Annotated in this window: 10 protein-coding genes; all 10 read right to left on the bottom strand. The window is 60.9% G+C overall.

Annotation, left to right across the window (positions count from 1 at the left end):
* Positions 1-211 precede the first annotated feature (211 nt).
* Positions 212-1,624 carry an aldehyde dehydrogenase family protein gene (locus J3P88_RS03965; protein WP_434574100.1) on the bottom strand — a complete coding sequence of 471 codons (1,413 nt, stop codon included), beginning with the start codon at positions 1,622-1,624 and terminating at the stop codon, positions 212-214.
* The gene (locus tag J3P88_RS03960) at positions 1,621-2,679 is read right to left on the bottom strand and encodes a homoserine dehydrogenase (protein WP_434574098.1); all 1,059 of its coding nucleotides are present in this window, start codon (positions 2,677-2,679) and stop codon (positions 1,621-1,623) included. Before J3P88_RS03960 ends, J3P88_RS03965 begins: the two co-directional genes overlap by 4 nt.
* Positions 2,680-3,497: 818 nt before the next feature.
* The gene (locus J3P88_RS03955) at positions 3,498-3,935 is read right to left on the bottom strand and encodes an Lrp/AsnC family transcriptional regulator (RefSeq protein WP_434574096.1); all 438 of its coding nucleotides are present in this window, start codon (positions 3,933-3,935) and stop codon (positions 3,498-3,500) included.
* An 11-nt stretch (positions 3,936-3,946) separates the two neighbouring features.
* Positions 3,947-5,311 carry a threonine synthase gene (thrC, locus tag J3P88_RS03950; RefSeq protein ID WP_434574094.1) on the bottom strand — a complete coding sequence of 455 codons (1,365 nt, stop codon included), beginning with the start codon at positions 5,309-5,311 and terminating at the stop codon, positions 3,947-3,949.
* A gap of 30 nt (positions 5,312-5,341) precedes the next feature.
* Positions 5,342-6,226 carry a LysR substrate-binding domain-containing protein gene (locus tag J3P88_RS03945; RefSeq protein ID WP_411385742.1) on the bottom strand — a complete coding sequence of 295 codons (885 nt, stop codon included), beginning with the start codon at positions 6,224-6,226 and terminating at the stop codon, positions 5,342-5,344.
* 57 nt (positions 6,227-6,283) lie between these two features.
* Entirely contained in the window at positions 6,284-7,714 is a 1,431-nt protein-coding gene (locus tag J3P88_RS03940; RefSeq protein WP_186730268.1) for an amino acid permease, read from the bottom strand.
* Between the two features lie 135 nt (positions 7,715-7,849).
* Positions 7,850-9,103 carry a cystathionine gamma-synthase family protein gene (locus J3P88_RS03935; protein WP_250964866.1) on the bottom strand — a complete coding sequence of 418 codons (1,254 nt, stop codon included), beginning with the start codon at positions 9,101-9,103 and terminating at the stop codon, positions 7,850-7,852.
* Between the two features lie 496 nt (positions 9,104-9,599).
* On the bottom strand, positions 9,600-9,929 hold the full coding sequence (locus tag J3P88_RS03930; protein WP_434574091.1) for a contact-dependent growth inhibition system immunity protein: 330 nt from the start codon (positions 9,927-9,929) through the stop codon (positions 9,600-9,602).
* A gap of 156 nt (positions 9,930-10,085) precedes the next feature.
* Complete coding sequence (locus J3P88_RS03925) at positions 10,086-10,460, bottom strand: hypothetical protein (RefSeq protein ID WP_434574089.1); 375 nt, start codon at positions 10,458-10,460, stop codon at positions 10,086-10,088.
* Positions 10,457-15,370 carry an RHS repeat-associated core domain-containing protein gene (locus J3P88_RS03920; RefSeq protein WP_434574087.1) on the bottom strand — a complete coding sequence of 1,638 codons (4,914 nt, stop codon included), beginning with the start codon at positions 15,368-15,370 and terminating at the stop codon, positions 10,457-10,459. Before J3P88_RS03920 ends, J3P88_RS03925 begins: the two co-directional genes overlap by 4 nt.
* Positions 15,371-15,468 lie beyond the last annotated feature (98 nt).

Genomic DNA, 15,468 nt, shown 5'->3' with positions numbered 1-15,468 from the left:
GGTTTGACTTGGTTGCGGGGTTGGGTTTGCTGGCCTTTTCGTGAACAGGCCTGCTTCCACAGAGGGCCGACACAACGTGTCGCTGTTTTTTGATTTTTGCGACACGTTCCATTCTCATGTCGCTACCGGCGACATGAGAAGAGAACGTGTCGTCAAAACGGCGTTTTAGCGACATGAAAGGTGAAGTGATTCCTTCGGACTGACTCGCCCCTCACCCCAACGTATTCAAACAAACCACCTTCGGCTGGGTCATTTCCTCGTATGCAAACCGCACCCCTTCCCTGCCCAAACTCCCGTACTTCGACCCGCCAAACGGCATCGCATCGAACCGGAAATCCGACGAATCATTGATCATCACGCCCCCTGCCTCGATCCGTCGTGCAGCGCTCATGGCGGTGCTGAGGTCGTTGGTAAAAATCCCAGCGTGCAGCGCGTACTCAGGTTCGTTCGCCAACGTAATCGCCTCATCAAACGTCTCGAACGGCTGCAACACCACCACAGGCGCAAAGGCTTCATTGCGCCAGAGTCGGCTGGAATGATCGACGTTTTCCAGGACGGTGGCGGCGTAGCAGTTGCCCTGACGGCGATGGCCGCAGAGCAAGGTGGCGCCTTGTTGCAGGGCTTCGTTGACCACTTGTTCGGCGTTTTGCGTGGCTTGCTGGGTGATCATCGGGCCGATGTCGGTGTTGGCGAGCAGTGGGTTGCCGACGACGAGGGCTTGGGCCTGGTTGACGAAGCGTTTGCGGAAGGCTTCGTAGATCGGTGCGTGGATGAGCAGGCGTTGGGTGCCGATGCAGTTTTGCCCGGCGGCCCAGAAGGCGCCGGAGACGCAGCTGTCGACGGCGGCGTCGAGGTTGCAATCGCCCATGACGATGACGGGGGCGTTGCCGCCGAGGTCCATGGCAAGTTTTTTCAGGCCGGCGGTGCGGGCGATTTGTTCGCCGGTGACGAAGCCGCCGGTGAAGGAGATCATGCGCACGTCGCGGGCGGCGACCAGGGCTTTGCCCAGTTCCGCGCCGCCGGTGGCGACGGTGACGACGGTTTCGGGGAGGCCGGCGGCGACCAAGTACGAGACCAGTTTGAGGGCGGACAACGGAGCCAGTTCGGACGGCTTGAGGATCACCGCGTTGCCGCCGGCGATGGCTGGGCCGAGTTTGTGGGCGACGAGGTTGAGCGGGTCGTTGTAGGGGGTGATGGCGACGATCAGGCCCAGGGGTTCGCGGGTGAACCAGCCTTGGCGCGATTCGGCGCCTTCGTAGGCGTCGAACGGGACGATTTCGCCGGCGTTGCGCTTGGCTTCTTCGGCGGAGAGCTTGAGGGTGTTGACGCAGCGTTTGACTTCTTTTTCGGCTTGTTTGAGGGTCTTGCCGGCTTCATCGACGATGAGTCGGGCGAAGGCTTTGGCGTCGCGTTCGATGTTCAGTGCTGCTTGTTCGAGGATGCTGGCGCGACGATGACGGGGCAGTGCGGCGCAGGTTTTTGCGCCGCTGCGTGCGGTTTCGAGCAGGTGTGGGACTTCTGAGGCTTTGAGGTCGGCGACGGTGCCGACGATGCTGCCGTCAAACGGGTTGAGGACTTCGATGTGCGGTTCGACGACCGCCAGGGCCAGGCGCGATACGTTCACAGGGTGTGCTCCTGTTTGCGGGTTGCCGATTGGTGGATGTGGATGATGTCGGACAGCAGCGCGAAGGCGGTTTCGGTGCGGCCGGCGCCGGGGCCGGAAACGGTGACGGCGCCGAGCAGTTCGCTGGTGAAGGACACGGCGTTGGTGGCGCCGCTGATGCTGGCCAGTGGATGATCGTTGCTCAGCAGGCGCGGTTCGACGCTGGCGCTGATGGCGCCGTCGGCGTTGCGGGTGGCGGCGCCGATGAGTTTCCAGCGTGCGTTGTCGCGGCGGGCTTTTTCGATGTCGTCGAGGGTGAGGGAGGCAATGCCGTTACAGGTGACGTCGTTGACGGTGAGTTTGGCGTCCAGCAGTTCGTTGGCGAGGATCACCACTTTCAGACGCACGTCATGGCCTGCGACGTCGGCGGTTGGGTCGGCTTCGGCGTAGCCCAGGGCTTGGGCCTGGCTGACGGCTTCGGCGAACCCTAGGCCGCCTTCCATGCAGGTGAGGACGAAGTTGGAGGTGCCGTTGAGGATGCCTTCAAAGCCTGTGATGGCGCTGCCGGCCAGGGCTTGTTTGGCCAGGCGAATGACGGGGGTGCCGCTCATGACCGAACCTTCGTATTCGAAGGCGACGTTGTTGCGCTGGGCCAGGGCCTTGAGTTCGGCGCCGTGCAGGGCGATGGGGCCTTTGTTGGTAGTGACCACGTGTTTGCCACGCTCCAGGGCCCAGCGACAGAACGAAGTGGCGGGCTCGCCGTCCACCGGGTTGGTGAAGGTGGCTTCGGCGATGATGTCGGCGCCGCAGTCTTTGATTACGGCTTCATTGAGGGCGTCGACGGTGCCGCCGGGGAGTTGGGCCATGGCGCCTTTGCTGGCGGGCAGCCGGGCGAGCGAGGCGGCGTCGAGCCCGTGGCGGTTCATCACCGAACCGAGGAACAGGTCGGTCACGCCGACGATTTTCAGCGTGAAGCCGAGTTCGGTTTTCCACTGCTGGTTGCGCTCGGCAATCAGTTGGGCCAATGCCCGGTTTACACCGCCGAAGCCGACTAGAGCCAGTTTGTATTCAGTCATTTTTGTTATGTCCTTGATCCGGGTGATGAGGTTGTTGGGATCTAGGTTAGGGCGGGAGGCTGGGCAGTGAAATATGCCAATTTGCTCTATTTCTTGGGCGTTTTGACCAGGGGTTGGGCAAAGCGGTGGGTGGAGGAAAGCCAACAAAATCGACTGACCAAACACAGACCACTGTGGGAGCGAGCTTGCTCGGGATGGGGCCAGGTCAGGCGACATTGATGGTGGCTGGTGTACCGCTATCGCGAGCAAGCCCGCTCCCACAGTTTTCTTCAGTGTTTGGTCTATTAGTGGCAGAGCATGCACCCGCCGGCTCTTGTGGCGAGGGAGCTTGCTCCCGCTGGGCTGCGCAGCGGCCCCTGGAATTGGCCGGCGCGGTGGGTCAGGTTGATTGGGGATAACCTGGTTGGGGCTGCTTCGCAACCCAGCGGGAGCAAGCTCCCTCGCCACGGGGGTTGTGGTGGCTGGCTTATCTGTGAAGCGGCGGCGAGCAGGCGGGGCCTGACCGAACACCTTCCCCTGTGGGAGCGGGCTTGCTCGCGAAAGGGCCAGGTCAGGCGACATTGATGGTGGCTGGTGTACCGCTATCGCGAGCAAGCCCGCTCCCACAGTTTTCTTCAGTGTTTGGTCTATTAGTGGCAGAGCATGCACCCGCCGGCTCTTGTGGCGAGGGAGCTTGCTCCCGCTGGGCTGCGCAGCGGCCCCAAAACATGCAGCGCGGTCGGTCAGGTTGATTGGGATCACCTGGTTGGGGCTGCTTCGCAACCCAGCGGGAGCAAGCTCCCTCGCCACGGGGTTCACTGCTGTGACGGCTAGCGTGCCTAGACCACCGACGACAACACAAACGACGTCACGGTGTTCTCCACGCCCGGCAGCGCCGAGATCTCTTTCCACACCTTATGCACCCGCTCCGGGTTCGCCGCGCCGACCCTGAGCATCAAATCAAATTCGCCACTCATCACATCGCACTGCAGCACTTCCGGCATCCCCTGCAACGCTTGCAACACCTCGGCACCGCGCATGCGGTCGTAGCGGTAGACGAAGATCACCGCGTTGATGTTCGACGACGCTTGCGCGCCCTCCCCCGTGCGCACCGTATAGCCCTGGATCACGCCGTCGCGTTCGAGGCGTTCGATGCGTTGGCGCACGGCGTTGCGCGAGAGGTTGACCTTGGCCGCCAGCTCGGCGTGGGCGGCGCGGGCGTTGAGGCGCAGTTCGGCGATGATGCGTTCGTCGAGGGGATCGAGGATTCGCTTCATGGGGCCTCCGGTTATAGCGAGCCGAGCAGTTGATGGAGGGCAGCGAGGTCGTCCGGCTGGATGCGATGGATCTGCGCCGGGCCCTGCTCGGCCATCGGACGTTGTTGCGCCGCCACGGGGATCCCCAGCTCACCGAGCAACACCGCCGATTTAATCGGTGAGATCTCGCCCAGGGTCACCATCGGCGCCACCAGGCTGCGACGGTACAAGCGCGCCGCGAGCACGCCGGTAGCGGTGTGTGGGTCGATGACATAACCGGTGTCGCGGTACAACGAAGTGATCTCGTTCAGCGTCTGCTCATCACTCACAGCGTACGAATCGATGATCATCCGCGCCTGCAGCCAGAACTCGTTGCCAATGCTCATTTCGCCGTCGGTTTCGAAGGTGTGCATCAGCGCGCTCACGGCTTGATCATCATGCCCATAGAGCTCCCAGAGAAACCGTTCCAGGTTGGAAAAGATCGACAAGTCCATGGCCGGCGACAGGGTCTTGCTCGCACGTAACCGCGAATAGTGGTTCTTCAAAAAGAACTGATGCAGCGCGTCGTTCTGGTTGGTGGCGACGATCATTTGCGTGATCGGCAAGCCCATCTTTTGGGCGATGTAACCGGCATAGACTTCGGCAAAACTCGCCGCCGGCACGCTGAAACCGATGGGCCGCTGACCGCCGCCCAACTGCAGCACGGCGTGAAAATAAAACACCAACTGCGCCATGACGCTGACCCAGTTGCTGGAGTTGAAACTGATCGCCGCATGCTGGCGGAACAGTTGGGTGACGAGGGTCTGGCACTCATCGAAACTGCCCTCCACGGCGACTTGATGCACCCGCGGGTGCGCCGTCGCTTGCAGGTCTTGAAGCTGGTCTTGCGGTACGCCGGCCTCGGGGTAGATCACCACCACGTCAGTCTCGTCGCAGTGTTTGAACGCCTCGATGGCGGCCAGGCCGGTGTCGCCGTTGGTGACACCCATCACCACAGCGCGACGCCCGCGTTTGCGCAGGAAGTACTGCACCAGCCGCGCCTGCAGCTGCGCGGCAAAGTCCTTCGAGGAACGGGTCGGGCCATGGAACAACTCCAGGACCCATTCGTTGCGATCCACCTGATGCAGCGGCGCCAGGGAGCGATGGCTGAACTGGCTGCCGGCCTCCTTGAGCAAGCGCTTGAGGTCGGCCTCGGGGATCGCCTCGCCTACGAACGGGCGCATCACTCGGTAGGCCAGTTCGTCGTAGGACAACGTCGACCAATTAGCGATGTCCTGGGGTTCGAACAGCGGCAGTTCCACGGGGACAAACAGCCCGCCATCTTCGGCAATGGCCGACAGCACGACTTTTTCGAAATCGACCTGCACGGTGGAATTTCGGGTACTCACGTAGCGCATGGTCAACTCCGCAAACTCAGATAAAACAGCTCATTTGAAACGATGCGCCTGCTCCACCAGCCAGGTGGAAAACCGTGCCGCGTCCGGGTGTTGCTCGGCCCCGGAACTGCGCACCAGGTAGAACGATTCGCTGGCTTCGATGCGTTGGGCGAAGGGTTCGACCAGGCGCCCGTCTTCCAGCAATTCACTGACCATCGACGACCGCGCCAGGGCGATGCCCTGCCCCAACTCGGCCATGCGCAAGGTGCAAACCAATGTATCGAATTGCATCCCCGTCGAGGAATCCACCGAGTCGGCACCGACCATTTTCAGCCAGTAACCCCAGCCTTCTTCGTAACCCAGCACGTGCAGCAACGGATGCTTGGCCACGTCCGCCGGCACCTTCAGCGTCGCCATCAAGGCGGGCGAGCACACCGGGAACAAGGTATCCCAGGTCAGCCGCTGCGACACCAGGCCGGGCCATTGGCCATGGCCCCAGCGAATCTCCATGTCATCCTCGCCGTCCAGCTCCTTGACCCAGATGTTGCTGATGTAGCGGATGTCGACGTGCGGGTGCGCCTGGCGAAAATCCACCAGCTTCGGCGCCAGCCAGTGCACGAAAAACGCCAGGCTGCCGCGCACCTTGATCGGCCGACGCTTGTGCTGGCCGAAGATTTCGTTGGTGCCCACCGCCAGCCGCGTGATCGCGTCCTGCACCACTGGCAGGTAGGCCTGGCCCTCTTCCGTCAGACCGAGGCCACGGGGCAAGCGCTTGAACAGCGCCACCCCCAGGTGACTTTCCAACTGGCGGATCTGCTGGCTTACCGCGCCCTGGGTCAAGAATAATTCGTCGGCGGCGTGGGTGAAGTTCAGGCAGCGGGCCGACACTTCGAACGCCCGCAGCCAGTTCAACGGGGGCAACGTTTTTTGCTTCATGCTCTTACCTCGCTGACCCCCACGCACCGGGCACGTTTGCCCGCCCGTCGATGCGGTTTAAAACGCGTCGGACGGTTGTGCCACGAGGGCAACCGACAAGCGTCGCTCGCGGCTTTTGCGGGTAATGTAATACACGAAGTAACACCAGGCGATGAATGGCAAGCCGAAGTACAGCGCCACTCGCTGTTCAGGGTCGAAGGCGATGCCGATGCACGCCAGGCTGCAGCACACCAGCGCCCCCAACGGCACCCATGGATAACCGCGCACGCGGAACTTGAGGTCGCGAATATCGCCGCCGTTGGCGACGTAGTGACGGCGAAAGCCGATCTGGCTCGCGGCGATGCTCATCCACACCACCACCACGGCCAGGCCGGAAATCGACACCAGCGCCAGGTAAATGGTGTCGGCGGCAAACACGCTGCTGAGCAACGACGCGGCGCCGCCGGCCATGCTGACGATGATCGCGTTGAGCGGCGTGCCCATGCGGGTCAGGGCCGAGAACTGCTTGGGCAGGTGGCCCTGGTCGCTGAGGGTCCAAAGCATGCGCGAGGCGGCGTACAAGCCGGAGTTGGCCGCCGACAACAGGGCGGTGATGATCACGAAGTTCATGATGTCGGCGGAGTATGGAATGCCGATGTAGGTGAACACCGTGACGAACGGACTCTCCACCAGACCGGCCTGTTCGCGAGGCAACAACGTCGCGAGGACGAAAATGGTCCCGACAAAAAACACCGCCAGGCGCAGCACCGTGGTGCGGATAGCGCGGGGCACGTTGCGTTGCGGATCCTTGGTTTCGCCAGCGGCGATGCCGATCAGTTCAGTGCCGGAAAATGCGAAGGAGACCGCCAGCAGCGTCATCGCAATCGGCATGAAGCCCGTAGGAAAAAGTCCTTCGCGAGTGAAGTTACTTAACCCGATGCTGTGGGCCTGGTCGATGTTCAACAGGCCGAGAATCGCACCACCACCGATCAGCAGGAACACCACCACGGTCAGCACTTTGATCAACGACAGCCAGAACTCGGTCTCGGCGAACAAACGCACCGACACCACGTTGGTGAGGAACACCACGCCGGCAAACAGCGCGCTCCAGATCCACACCGGGGTGTCGGGAAACCATCGGGTCATGAGGATGCCGGCGGCGGTGAACTCGGAACCGATGGCCACCGTCCACGTCAGCCAATACAGCCAGGCCACGGTGTAGCCAGTGCCGGGGCCGAGGAAGCGCGTGGCGTAGGTGCTGAAGGAACCGGTTACCGGCATCTGCACTGCCAGCTCACCGAGGCACATCATCACCATGTACACCATGAGTGCGCCGATGATGTAGGCGATCACCGCCCCCATCGGACCGGCCTGGTTGACGGTGTAGCCGGAGGTCAGGAACAGCCCGGTGCCGATCACGCCACCCAAGGCCAGCATGACGATATGGCGCGTCTGCATTTCCTGCTTGAAGCCGGTCCGCGTATTCGTTTGTTGTTCTGTTATGGACATGGTTGTTCTCATGAAATGTCAGGGCGCGCATCGACGTCTACGCGAGTCAGACAAGCGCCGCTGAGCTTTTATTATTATTCCTATTCATGAACGCCCCGCTGACAGCCTTGTCGCGGGGTATCAACTAATCAAACTTCAGCTTGCCGTCTCGGTGTGGACTTCATTGAGTTGCGGATTGAGGGTCTTTTTGACGAAGGCGAAGGCCTGTTTCAGATCGTCCAGCAGATCGTCGGTGTCTTCGATGCCCACCGAAACCCGCACCAAGCCTTCGGAGATGCCCAGGGCCAGACGTTCTTCCAGGGTGTTCTCGACATGGCTGGTGGTGCGGGCCGGGCCGTAGATGGTTTCCACCGCGCCCAGGTTGCCGGCGCAATGGGCGAAGCGCAGGCGTGGCAGCAGCAGCTTGACCGTGTCCATGCCGCCGACCAGGACAAAACTGACGATGGCGCCGAAGCCGGACATCTGTGCACAGGCGATGGCGTGGTTCGGGTGGCTGGGCAAGCCGGGATAATTCACGGCTTCCACCAGTGGTTCGGTGCAGAGGAATTCGGCCAGGGCCCGGGCGCTGTGTTGTTGCTGGCGCATGCGCAATGCCAGGGTCTTCATGCCACGGATGATCAGGTAGGCCGAGAACGGGTCGAGGCTCGCGCCATTGATTTCCCGGTAGTGCCGCACTTGGGCCATCAAGGCTTCGCTGCCACACACCAGGCCACCGAGCACGTCGCCATGGCCGCTGAGGAATTTGGTCGCGCTGTGAATCACCACGTCCACGCCCAAGGCCAGCGGGCTCTGGTTCAGCGGCGTGGCGAAGGTGTTGTCCGCCACGACCACGGCGCCGACACGCTTGGCCGCCGCCACCAGGCGCGGGATGTCGAGGATTTTCAGGGTCGGGTTGGTGGGGGTTTCCAGATACAACACCTGGCAGCCCTTGGCGATTTCACGCTCCAGGTCGTCGTGGTCGAAGGTCTCGCACAGGGTCACTGCCACGCCGGTGCGCGGCAGGAACTCTTCGAAAATCTTGTTGGTGCCGCCGTAACTGTCCTTGGTCGACACCACCCGATCGCCATGGGCCAGGAAGGTGTAGAGCACGCTGCTGATCGCCGCCATGCCACTGCTGAAGGCCACTGCGGACTCAGCCATTTCCAGCTCGCGAATCTTGGCTTCGAGGGTCTCGACGGTCGGGTTGCTCATGCGGCTGTAGATAAAACCGGGGGCCTTGCCCAGGGCGACGTCGTACCAGACGTCGATGTCGTCGTAGCCGTACGCGGCACTGGCCACGATGGGAGTTTGCGTGGCGTTGTAGGGATGCCTGACTTGCTCCCCACCCCAAACCGCCCGGGTGCCCGCGCCGGCATTATCAAGCCCTGTGCTGTCAGGTTTATTGTTCATCGAGGCTACTCACACTGAGGGGGTGGACGTTGAGCCATCCACCGGATCTGAGGGCCAATATAGGGAAAAGCCGGGCGGTCGAGAAACGATGTTATCGGTGCCAAAGGGGTGGTTTTTTTAATGGCTGGATGAAGGTCTGAGAGTATCTGCGAACACAAAAACCTGTGGGAGCGGGCTTGCTCGCGAAAGCGGTGGGTCAGTCACTGAAGGGGTGAATGTGCAATCGCTTTCGCGAGCAAGCCCGCTCCCACACTGGAAATTGTGGTGGCCTCGGGAATGCGTGAGCGCCAGTCCTACAGGCGATCGTGGACTTAAAGTCTGTGTGAATCATCGTGGCGAGGGAGCTTGCTCCCGCTCGGCTGCGCAGCAGTCGTAAACCTACCCGGTCACCGCGTTGAATGGCTTTGGGGCTGCTGCGCAGCCCAGCGGGAGCAAGCTCCCTCGCCACAGGTTGTCGATCGTTCCCACGCGGGAGCGTGAGAGCGATCAAGCGAAACTAGCATTCGTCAAGATCGGCATTACCACTGCTAAGAATTTCAAGAATATGATTCAACCAAGCTTCAGCGGATTCCCAGTCCAGCCAATAGCAATAGTTGCAAGGCATTTTGTCCATGATGAACTCTCTAAGATTTGCTTCGTCAAGATTCATTGCAAGCAAAGTTGAAATTTCTTCTTTGATAATTTTGATATTTTGAGGCGCCGAGTCCGCCATAAAGGCTCTGATGATGTCATCAGGGTCCGATGAATCGCACATCCAGTCTTGATGAAAGTAACAGCCAAAAAACTGAAAGAGCTCTGGATATTTATTTTCCACTTTTTTCAACATGCCCCGTAAGCAAGTTATTCGATCGTTCCCACGCCCCTGCTGGGGATGTCGTCAGGGACGCTCCGCGTTCCGCTTCTGGCCATACACATCAAACCGTCCAATGATCCACATAAAACCAGGAATAAACCCGTCATTTATAAAAGGGGTGCTTCAGCATTATTTTTTTGTTGAATTGCTAGCATGATTACACTCTAGATAATAGCGCTTAAGGCACCTTAATAAAATCACCATAAAATGACCTTGATCCTCAATCTCCTGATCAAAATAGGTATCCATATATTCAAAAAGATCATCAAAAGAATCGCCAGACTTTAAAAAGAACTCTATCAGCTCAATATAAGCCTCTTGATCACTAGAGCAATAAGCCATAAATTCGGGCTTTAGCAATATTTCAAATAGCTCCGAAAGCTCGACATCGCTATTCACGTTCTTCGAAACAATTATCTCCTCTCGTTGTTCGTCATCGACATTTTCGATATTAAATACAAAAAGCAATCCAATCAGGGGAACCATGCTTGGCTTTGATTTCATTTCTTAAATCCTGTGTAGGCTGTTATGGGCTCGCCATTTTCGTTTAAAATAACAATTGCATGATTTTGCTCGCCATACTTCAAATCTTTCTTTTCATATCCTTCGCCGACCTTTCGCCCAAAGTCAATTGATTGAGATTTTTCAAGGGAGCCGTTGCGCTTAAAGACCAACTTCGCCCTATATATAGCATTTAATTGATCTCTGTGACTTATGAAGCGTGTCGCTGCTGATGGAATCTTCGGCTGACCTTGTTTATTGCCTTTGGTATAAGTTTCTATGTCCCCAGTTCCAGGATTTCGACCTGTCGTAACGCGTTCTAGCTGAGCATCCGCCGTAGTCTGAGCACCATGTTTCTCTAAGAAATGCGCGCCTTGGATCGATCGTTCCATCTCATCCAAACGCCGATAGGCATTCGATTCCGCCAACTCATCAATCCGCGCCCGCCGCTGCTCCGCCGTCATCGGCAGCGCCGGCTCACCCTCATCCACCCCAAGCTTGGCCGTCGGGTCTTGCTTACCGACGGCGGGCTTTCTACATCCGTCGCCCGGGCAACCTTCCAACCCCAACGGATCCACCCACCCCGTCGGGTTCAAGGTGTACCGATACCCATTGAGCCCACCCGCCAACTTGCTCGGGTCAGGCGTCAAATAGCGGCCAGTCTCGGGATTGTAGTAGCGGTGGCGGTTGTAGTGCAGGCCGCTTTCCGGGTCGAAGTATTGGCCCTGGAAGCGCAGCGGTTGTTCAAGCTGCTCGCCGTCGCCGTGCCTGAGTGCGGTGACTTTGCCGTAGCCGTTGTAGCGCGCCGACCAGACGATCTGGCCGGCGGGGTTGGTCAGTTCCTGGGGCGTGCCCAGGTGGTCGAGGTGGTAGTAGAACGGCGTGGCGTTTTCCGGGCCTTCGCCGTTGAGCATCGCCAGTGGACGGAAGGTGCCGGGTTCATAGACGTAGCTGCGGTGATGGCGCGGGCTGTTTTCGGCGACGACTTGGTCGCCCTGCCAGAAAAACTCCGTGGTCAGGCCGTCCACGGTCTTGCTGATGCGTCGGCCGAAGGCGTCGTAGCGGTAGGACGTTTCGCAGCCGTCCGCCGTGGTGACGCCGATCAGGCGGTGTTGGCTGTCGTAGCGGTAGGCGCTGACCAGGGCCTCGCCGCGGCGTTCGCGGATCAGGTTGCCGAAGGCGTCGTAGTCGTAGTGGCGGTCGCCCTCCTTCAGCAGGCGGTTGCCCTTGAGGGTGGTCGGGCCGGGGCGGTCCTGCATCAGCAGGTTGCCGGCCGGGTCGTGGCTGAAGTGTTCCGGCGGTTCGCTGTGGGAAAAGTCGATGCGGGTCAGGCGATCTAGAGAATCGTACTGGTAGCTGCGGCGGTTTCGGTGGTCGGAAAGGGTTTGCAGGTTGCCCTTGGGGCTGTAGGTATAGTCGCGCCAGAGCAGTTGCTGCTGTGGGTTCTGCCACGCGGTCTGGGCCTTGAGGCGGCCCTGTTCGTCGTACCTGTAGTCACTGAGCAACTGGCCTTGCTGGCGTTGCCGTTCGCGGCTGCCGTCAAAGCGGTGTTCGGTCAGGCGCGCGCCGTTGAGGTCGATGGCGGTCAGTGCGCCGCCCGGGGCGTGGTGGTAGTCGAGCTGGCTGTCGTCCGGCAGGCGCAGGTGGTTGAGGCGTCCGCAGGCATCGTAGCGATAACGCAGGGTGCCCCAGCCCTGGTGCTCAGTGATCAGCCGATCTTGAGCGTCGTATTCGAAGGCCAGCGGATGGTCGCTGCCGTCATCGACGTAAACCAGCCGGCCCAGTTCGTCGTAGCGGTATTCGATGGCCTGGCCGTCGGGCAAGGTCTTGAGTTGCAGCCGCCCGGCCGCGTCGCGCTGGTAGCGGGTGACCCATTGCGAACCGTCCTCGCCGTGCTCGGTTTTCTCCAGTAGGTGACCGTTGAGGTCGTAGGCGTAGGCGGTGCGTTGGCCGTCGAAGCCGATTTGCTGTCGGATCAAGCCGTTGGGCGTGTAGTCCAGCTGATATTGTTCGCCGGATTCGTTCTCGATCTCGGTCAGCAACAGCCGCGCCGAGTCGTAGCGGTACTTCAGCTCGCTGCCGTCGGGGTTCAGGCGACGGCTGACCAGGTGCAGGTCATCGGCGTATTCGTAGCGGGTGGTGCGGCCCTGCTCGTCGCGTTCGGCAATGACCTTGCCGTAGGCGTTGTAGCTCCAGGCCCGGATGGCGCCGGTGGGCAGGGTCACTTGCAGCAGTCGGCCGACGGCGTCCCATTGGTAGTGCGTGAGGGCGCCGTGTTCGTCCCGGCGGCTGAGCAAACGTCCCAGGGCATCGTAGGAAAAATGCCGGTGACCGCCCTCGGGCAGGATTTCTTCAGTCAGTTGGCCCAGGCGACTCCAGGTGAAGCGATGTTCGCCGCCGTCCGGGTCATACTTCGCCAGCAGTTGCCCATGGGCGTCGTAGGCATATTCCGTACGCTGGCCGTCCGGGTCGATGCTGGCGATCACATCACCGTGGTCATTGCGCCGGTAAGTCCACACTGCCTTGCCACGGGAACGGGTGTGCAGGAAACCGTTGCGGTATTCGTAGGACGTCGGCGCTTCATCTGGAGGAATCAGCGCCAGCAGCCGTCCGACGTCGTCGTAGCGGTATTCACGGACCGCCCCCAGCGGGTCCTGTTCGGCGATCAACCGACCCTGTTCGTCATAGGCCTTGAGGTGTTCGCCGCCGTCGGGCTCGACCTTGCGCACCAGCCGCGCCCGGTCGTCGTGGACATACACCTCCTGGCTGCCATCCAGGTGCCGGACCGTGACGCTGCCGTCCTCGCCCCAGGTGTAGCGGCTGTCCATCTGCGCAAACGAGGCCCAATGCCGTACGCAACGGGACGCCGGCCCGACGCCTTGCCACTCCCAATAAAAACTCGCCCCGCCGGCCAATTGCCGCTGGAGGATGACGTGCTGGTCGTCGTAGTCGTAGCGTTCGCTTTCACCGGCGGCATTGATCGCTTCGATCAGTCGGAAACGTCCGTCGTAGCGGTAGGACACCAGCGTCTGCTCGGTCCGCCAGGCCTCGTCGAGGGTGATGGCCGGGTGGAAGCTCTGGTAGTCGACGGCGATCAGGTGGCGCTGTTCGTAGCGCAGGCGCAGGGAACGCCCGGCGCCGTTGTCCAAACGGCAGATGTCGCCGTGGATGTTGCGCTGGAGGGTCAGGCGGTTGTCGTAGCGGTCGCTGAGGGCGATCAGGTGGCCGTCGCGAAAATGCAGGAACGGGGCGTTTTCCCCAGGCTGTGCGACGATCAGTTCGTCCGGCTCGGCCCCCAGGTAGATTGCTGCGCGGGCCAGGCTGTTGTGGATCGCCGGGCGCTGGGTGGTGGGCAATGGAAAAAGCGTGCGACGGTTTTCCTGGTCGACCCAGGTGACCTGCTCGCCGTCGAGCTCCAGGCGATGGGCCAGGGCATGGCTCCAGCCGCGCCCGAGGCCGACGTCCAGGTCGGCGGCGCTGGTGCGGTATAAACGGGTGAAAACGAACGGCAAACGGCCGTCGAGGGTGCCATCGTCGAGGGTCAGTAGTTCTTCGCCGGTGACCATTGACACCGGGCAGCCGCTGGTCTGGGTCTGGGCGGCGGTGTCGGCGCTGTCGCCGTTGGGGTTTTTCGATTGGGCGGGGGCGTCGTCGTGGGGTTCGTGTTGGCTCAGGCGGGTAGATGGCCGGGATTTTTCCCGCGCCACGGCGGCCGGATTGCTGACGGACAAGGGGGCAGAGTGTTCAGGGGTGATGTGCAAAGGTCCGACAGGCGTCGGCTTTAAAGGCCCGCGCTGGCCGACCACCAACGGCTTGAGCACATCGGCATGCTGATTGAGCCGGTCGGGGGCGAGTTGGCCCAGTCTCAGGCTCGACGCCAGCAACCATTCCCGGGCCCGCTCCGAGCGGACCCGGCCCAATACATTACCGCTCATGCGCAGCCCCAGGCCCAGCCCCCCGGTCAAACGCATCAGCAGGAAATTGATCAGTACCGAGGCGCGCAGCTCTCCGACAACTTCGGCCGCGTACTGAGGCGGCAACATCCGCACCCAACTGTTGAACGCGGCCACGTGGACGAAGAGCAACGGCTCGTCACTCAACACCATCAGCCCTTTGGCAATCGCCTCGGAGGATGCCTTCAATAGCTGTTCAAGCTCGGCTTGAGTCAGGTACTCCAGCAGTTTTTCGCTGTTGGCCTGCAGATCCGCTAGCAGCCCGAAAACCTGCTTAACGTCGTCCCACAGTTGATGCAGGGCATTCTTGAAACCGCGCCAATCGGCTTGCTGCAACACGTCGTAGCGTTCGAGAAACCCGGCCTCGGAAAACTCCGTCCACAGCGGTTGAAACTGCTCCCACTCCGCTTTCAGCCAGCCCTCGAGTTCGTCGATCAAGCCTTGGTAAGACGCGTACAACGCCTTGACGTGATCAGCCGTGACATGGGGGAAAAAGGTGACGCGATAACGCTGGCCTCGCCAACACTCAGGCACTTCCAGGATGCCGCTTGGGCCGATCACGTGATGGATCGGCTCGCCGAAAATTTCCTGCCCCGGCGCACCACCGATGACCGGTTCCAGCATCACCGGTGTGTCGCCAATCGGCACGAAGCGCGCCGCCTGGAACATGTGCACCAGCGTCAGCGACCCAGACGCCGGACAGGCCACCACCGTGGCGCTGACGGGTGTGTCCTGGTTTTTCGGTGCCGCGAGGGACACCTCGTGACCGACCTTGAACACTTGCTCAAGATCCAGCGTCCAGCCGGCCCAGAAGCTTTCAGCCCAGGCGTCGTAGTCGTTCAGGCAGTTTCGAAAATCCTGGAAAACCGCTTCGACATCTGGCCGCTCGGGGTCCATGGCAGCCACCACCAACAAGCCAATGGTGTTGTTCGGGGCCAGGAGCTTGTCGGGGGCAAACATGCAGGAATCTCGCGGTGCAGGGACGGACGCGAGACTCTGCCGGGGATGACAGGGGAATTAAGTCAGTGGAAGAGGACGAAGGATGTAGGGCGATTCGC

The sequence above is a fragment of the Pseudomonas sp. Z3-6 genome (assembly GCF_051131985.1).
GTDB lineage: Bacteria > Pseudomonadota > Gammaproteobacteria > Pseudomonadales > Pseudomonadaceae > Aquipseudomonas > Aquipseudomonas zanjanensis.
Note: the sequence above shows the minus strand (reverse complement) of the source record. Positions and strands in the feature narration are given on the sequence as shown.

What these genes read in the sequence shown, in the direction of transcription:
- J3P88_RS03940 (WP_186730268.1), bottom strand. Translation starts at nt 7,714, where the DNA reads ATGTCCATAACAGAACAACAAACGAATACGCGGACCGGCTTCAAGCAG.
- J3P88_RS03925 (WP_434574089.1), bottom strand. Translation starts at nt 10,460, where the DNA reads ATGAAATCAAAGCCAAGCATGGTTCCCCTGATTGGATTGCTTTTTGTA.
- thrC (WP_434574094.1), bottom strand. Translation starts at nt 5,311, where the DNA reads ATGCGCTACGTGAGTACCCGAAATTCCACCGTGCAGGTCGATTTCGAA.
- J3P88_RS03920 (WP_434574087.1), bottom strand. Translation starts at nt 15,370, where the DNA reads ATGTTTGCCCCCGACAAGCTCCTGGCCCCGAACAACACCATTGGCTTG.
- J3P88_RS03955 (WP_434574096.1), bottom strand. Translation starts at nt 3,935, where the DNA reads ATGAAGCGAATCCTCGATCCCCTCGACGAACGCATCATCGCCGAACTG.
- J3P88_RS03945 (WP_411385742.1), bottom strand. Translation starts at nt 6,226, where the DNA reads ATGAAGCAAAAAACGTTGCCCCCGTTGAACTGGCTGCGGGCGTTCGAA.
- J3P88_RS03960 (WP_434574098.1), bottom strand. Translation starts at nt 2,679, where the DNA reads ATGACTGAATACAAACTGGCTCTAGTCGGCTTCGGCGGTGTAAACCGG.
- J3P88_RS03935 (WP_250964866.1), bottom strand. Translation starts at nt 9,103, where the DNA reads ATGAACAATAAACCTGACAGCACAGGGCTTGATAATGCCGGCGCGGGC.
- J3P88_RS03930 (WP_434574091.1), bottom strand. Translation starts at nt 9,929, where the DNA reads ATGTTGAAAAAAGTGGAAAATAAATATCCAGAGCTCTTTCAGTTTTTT.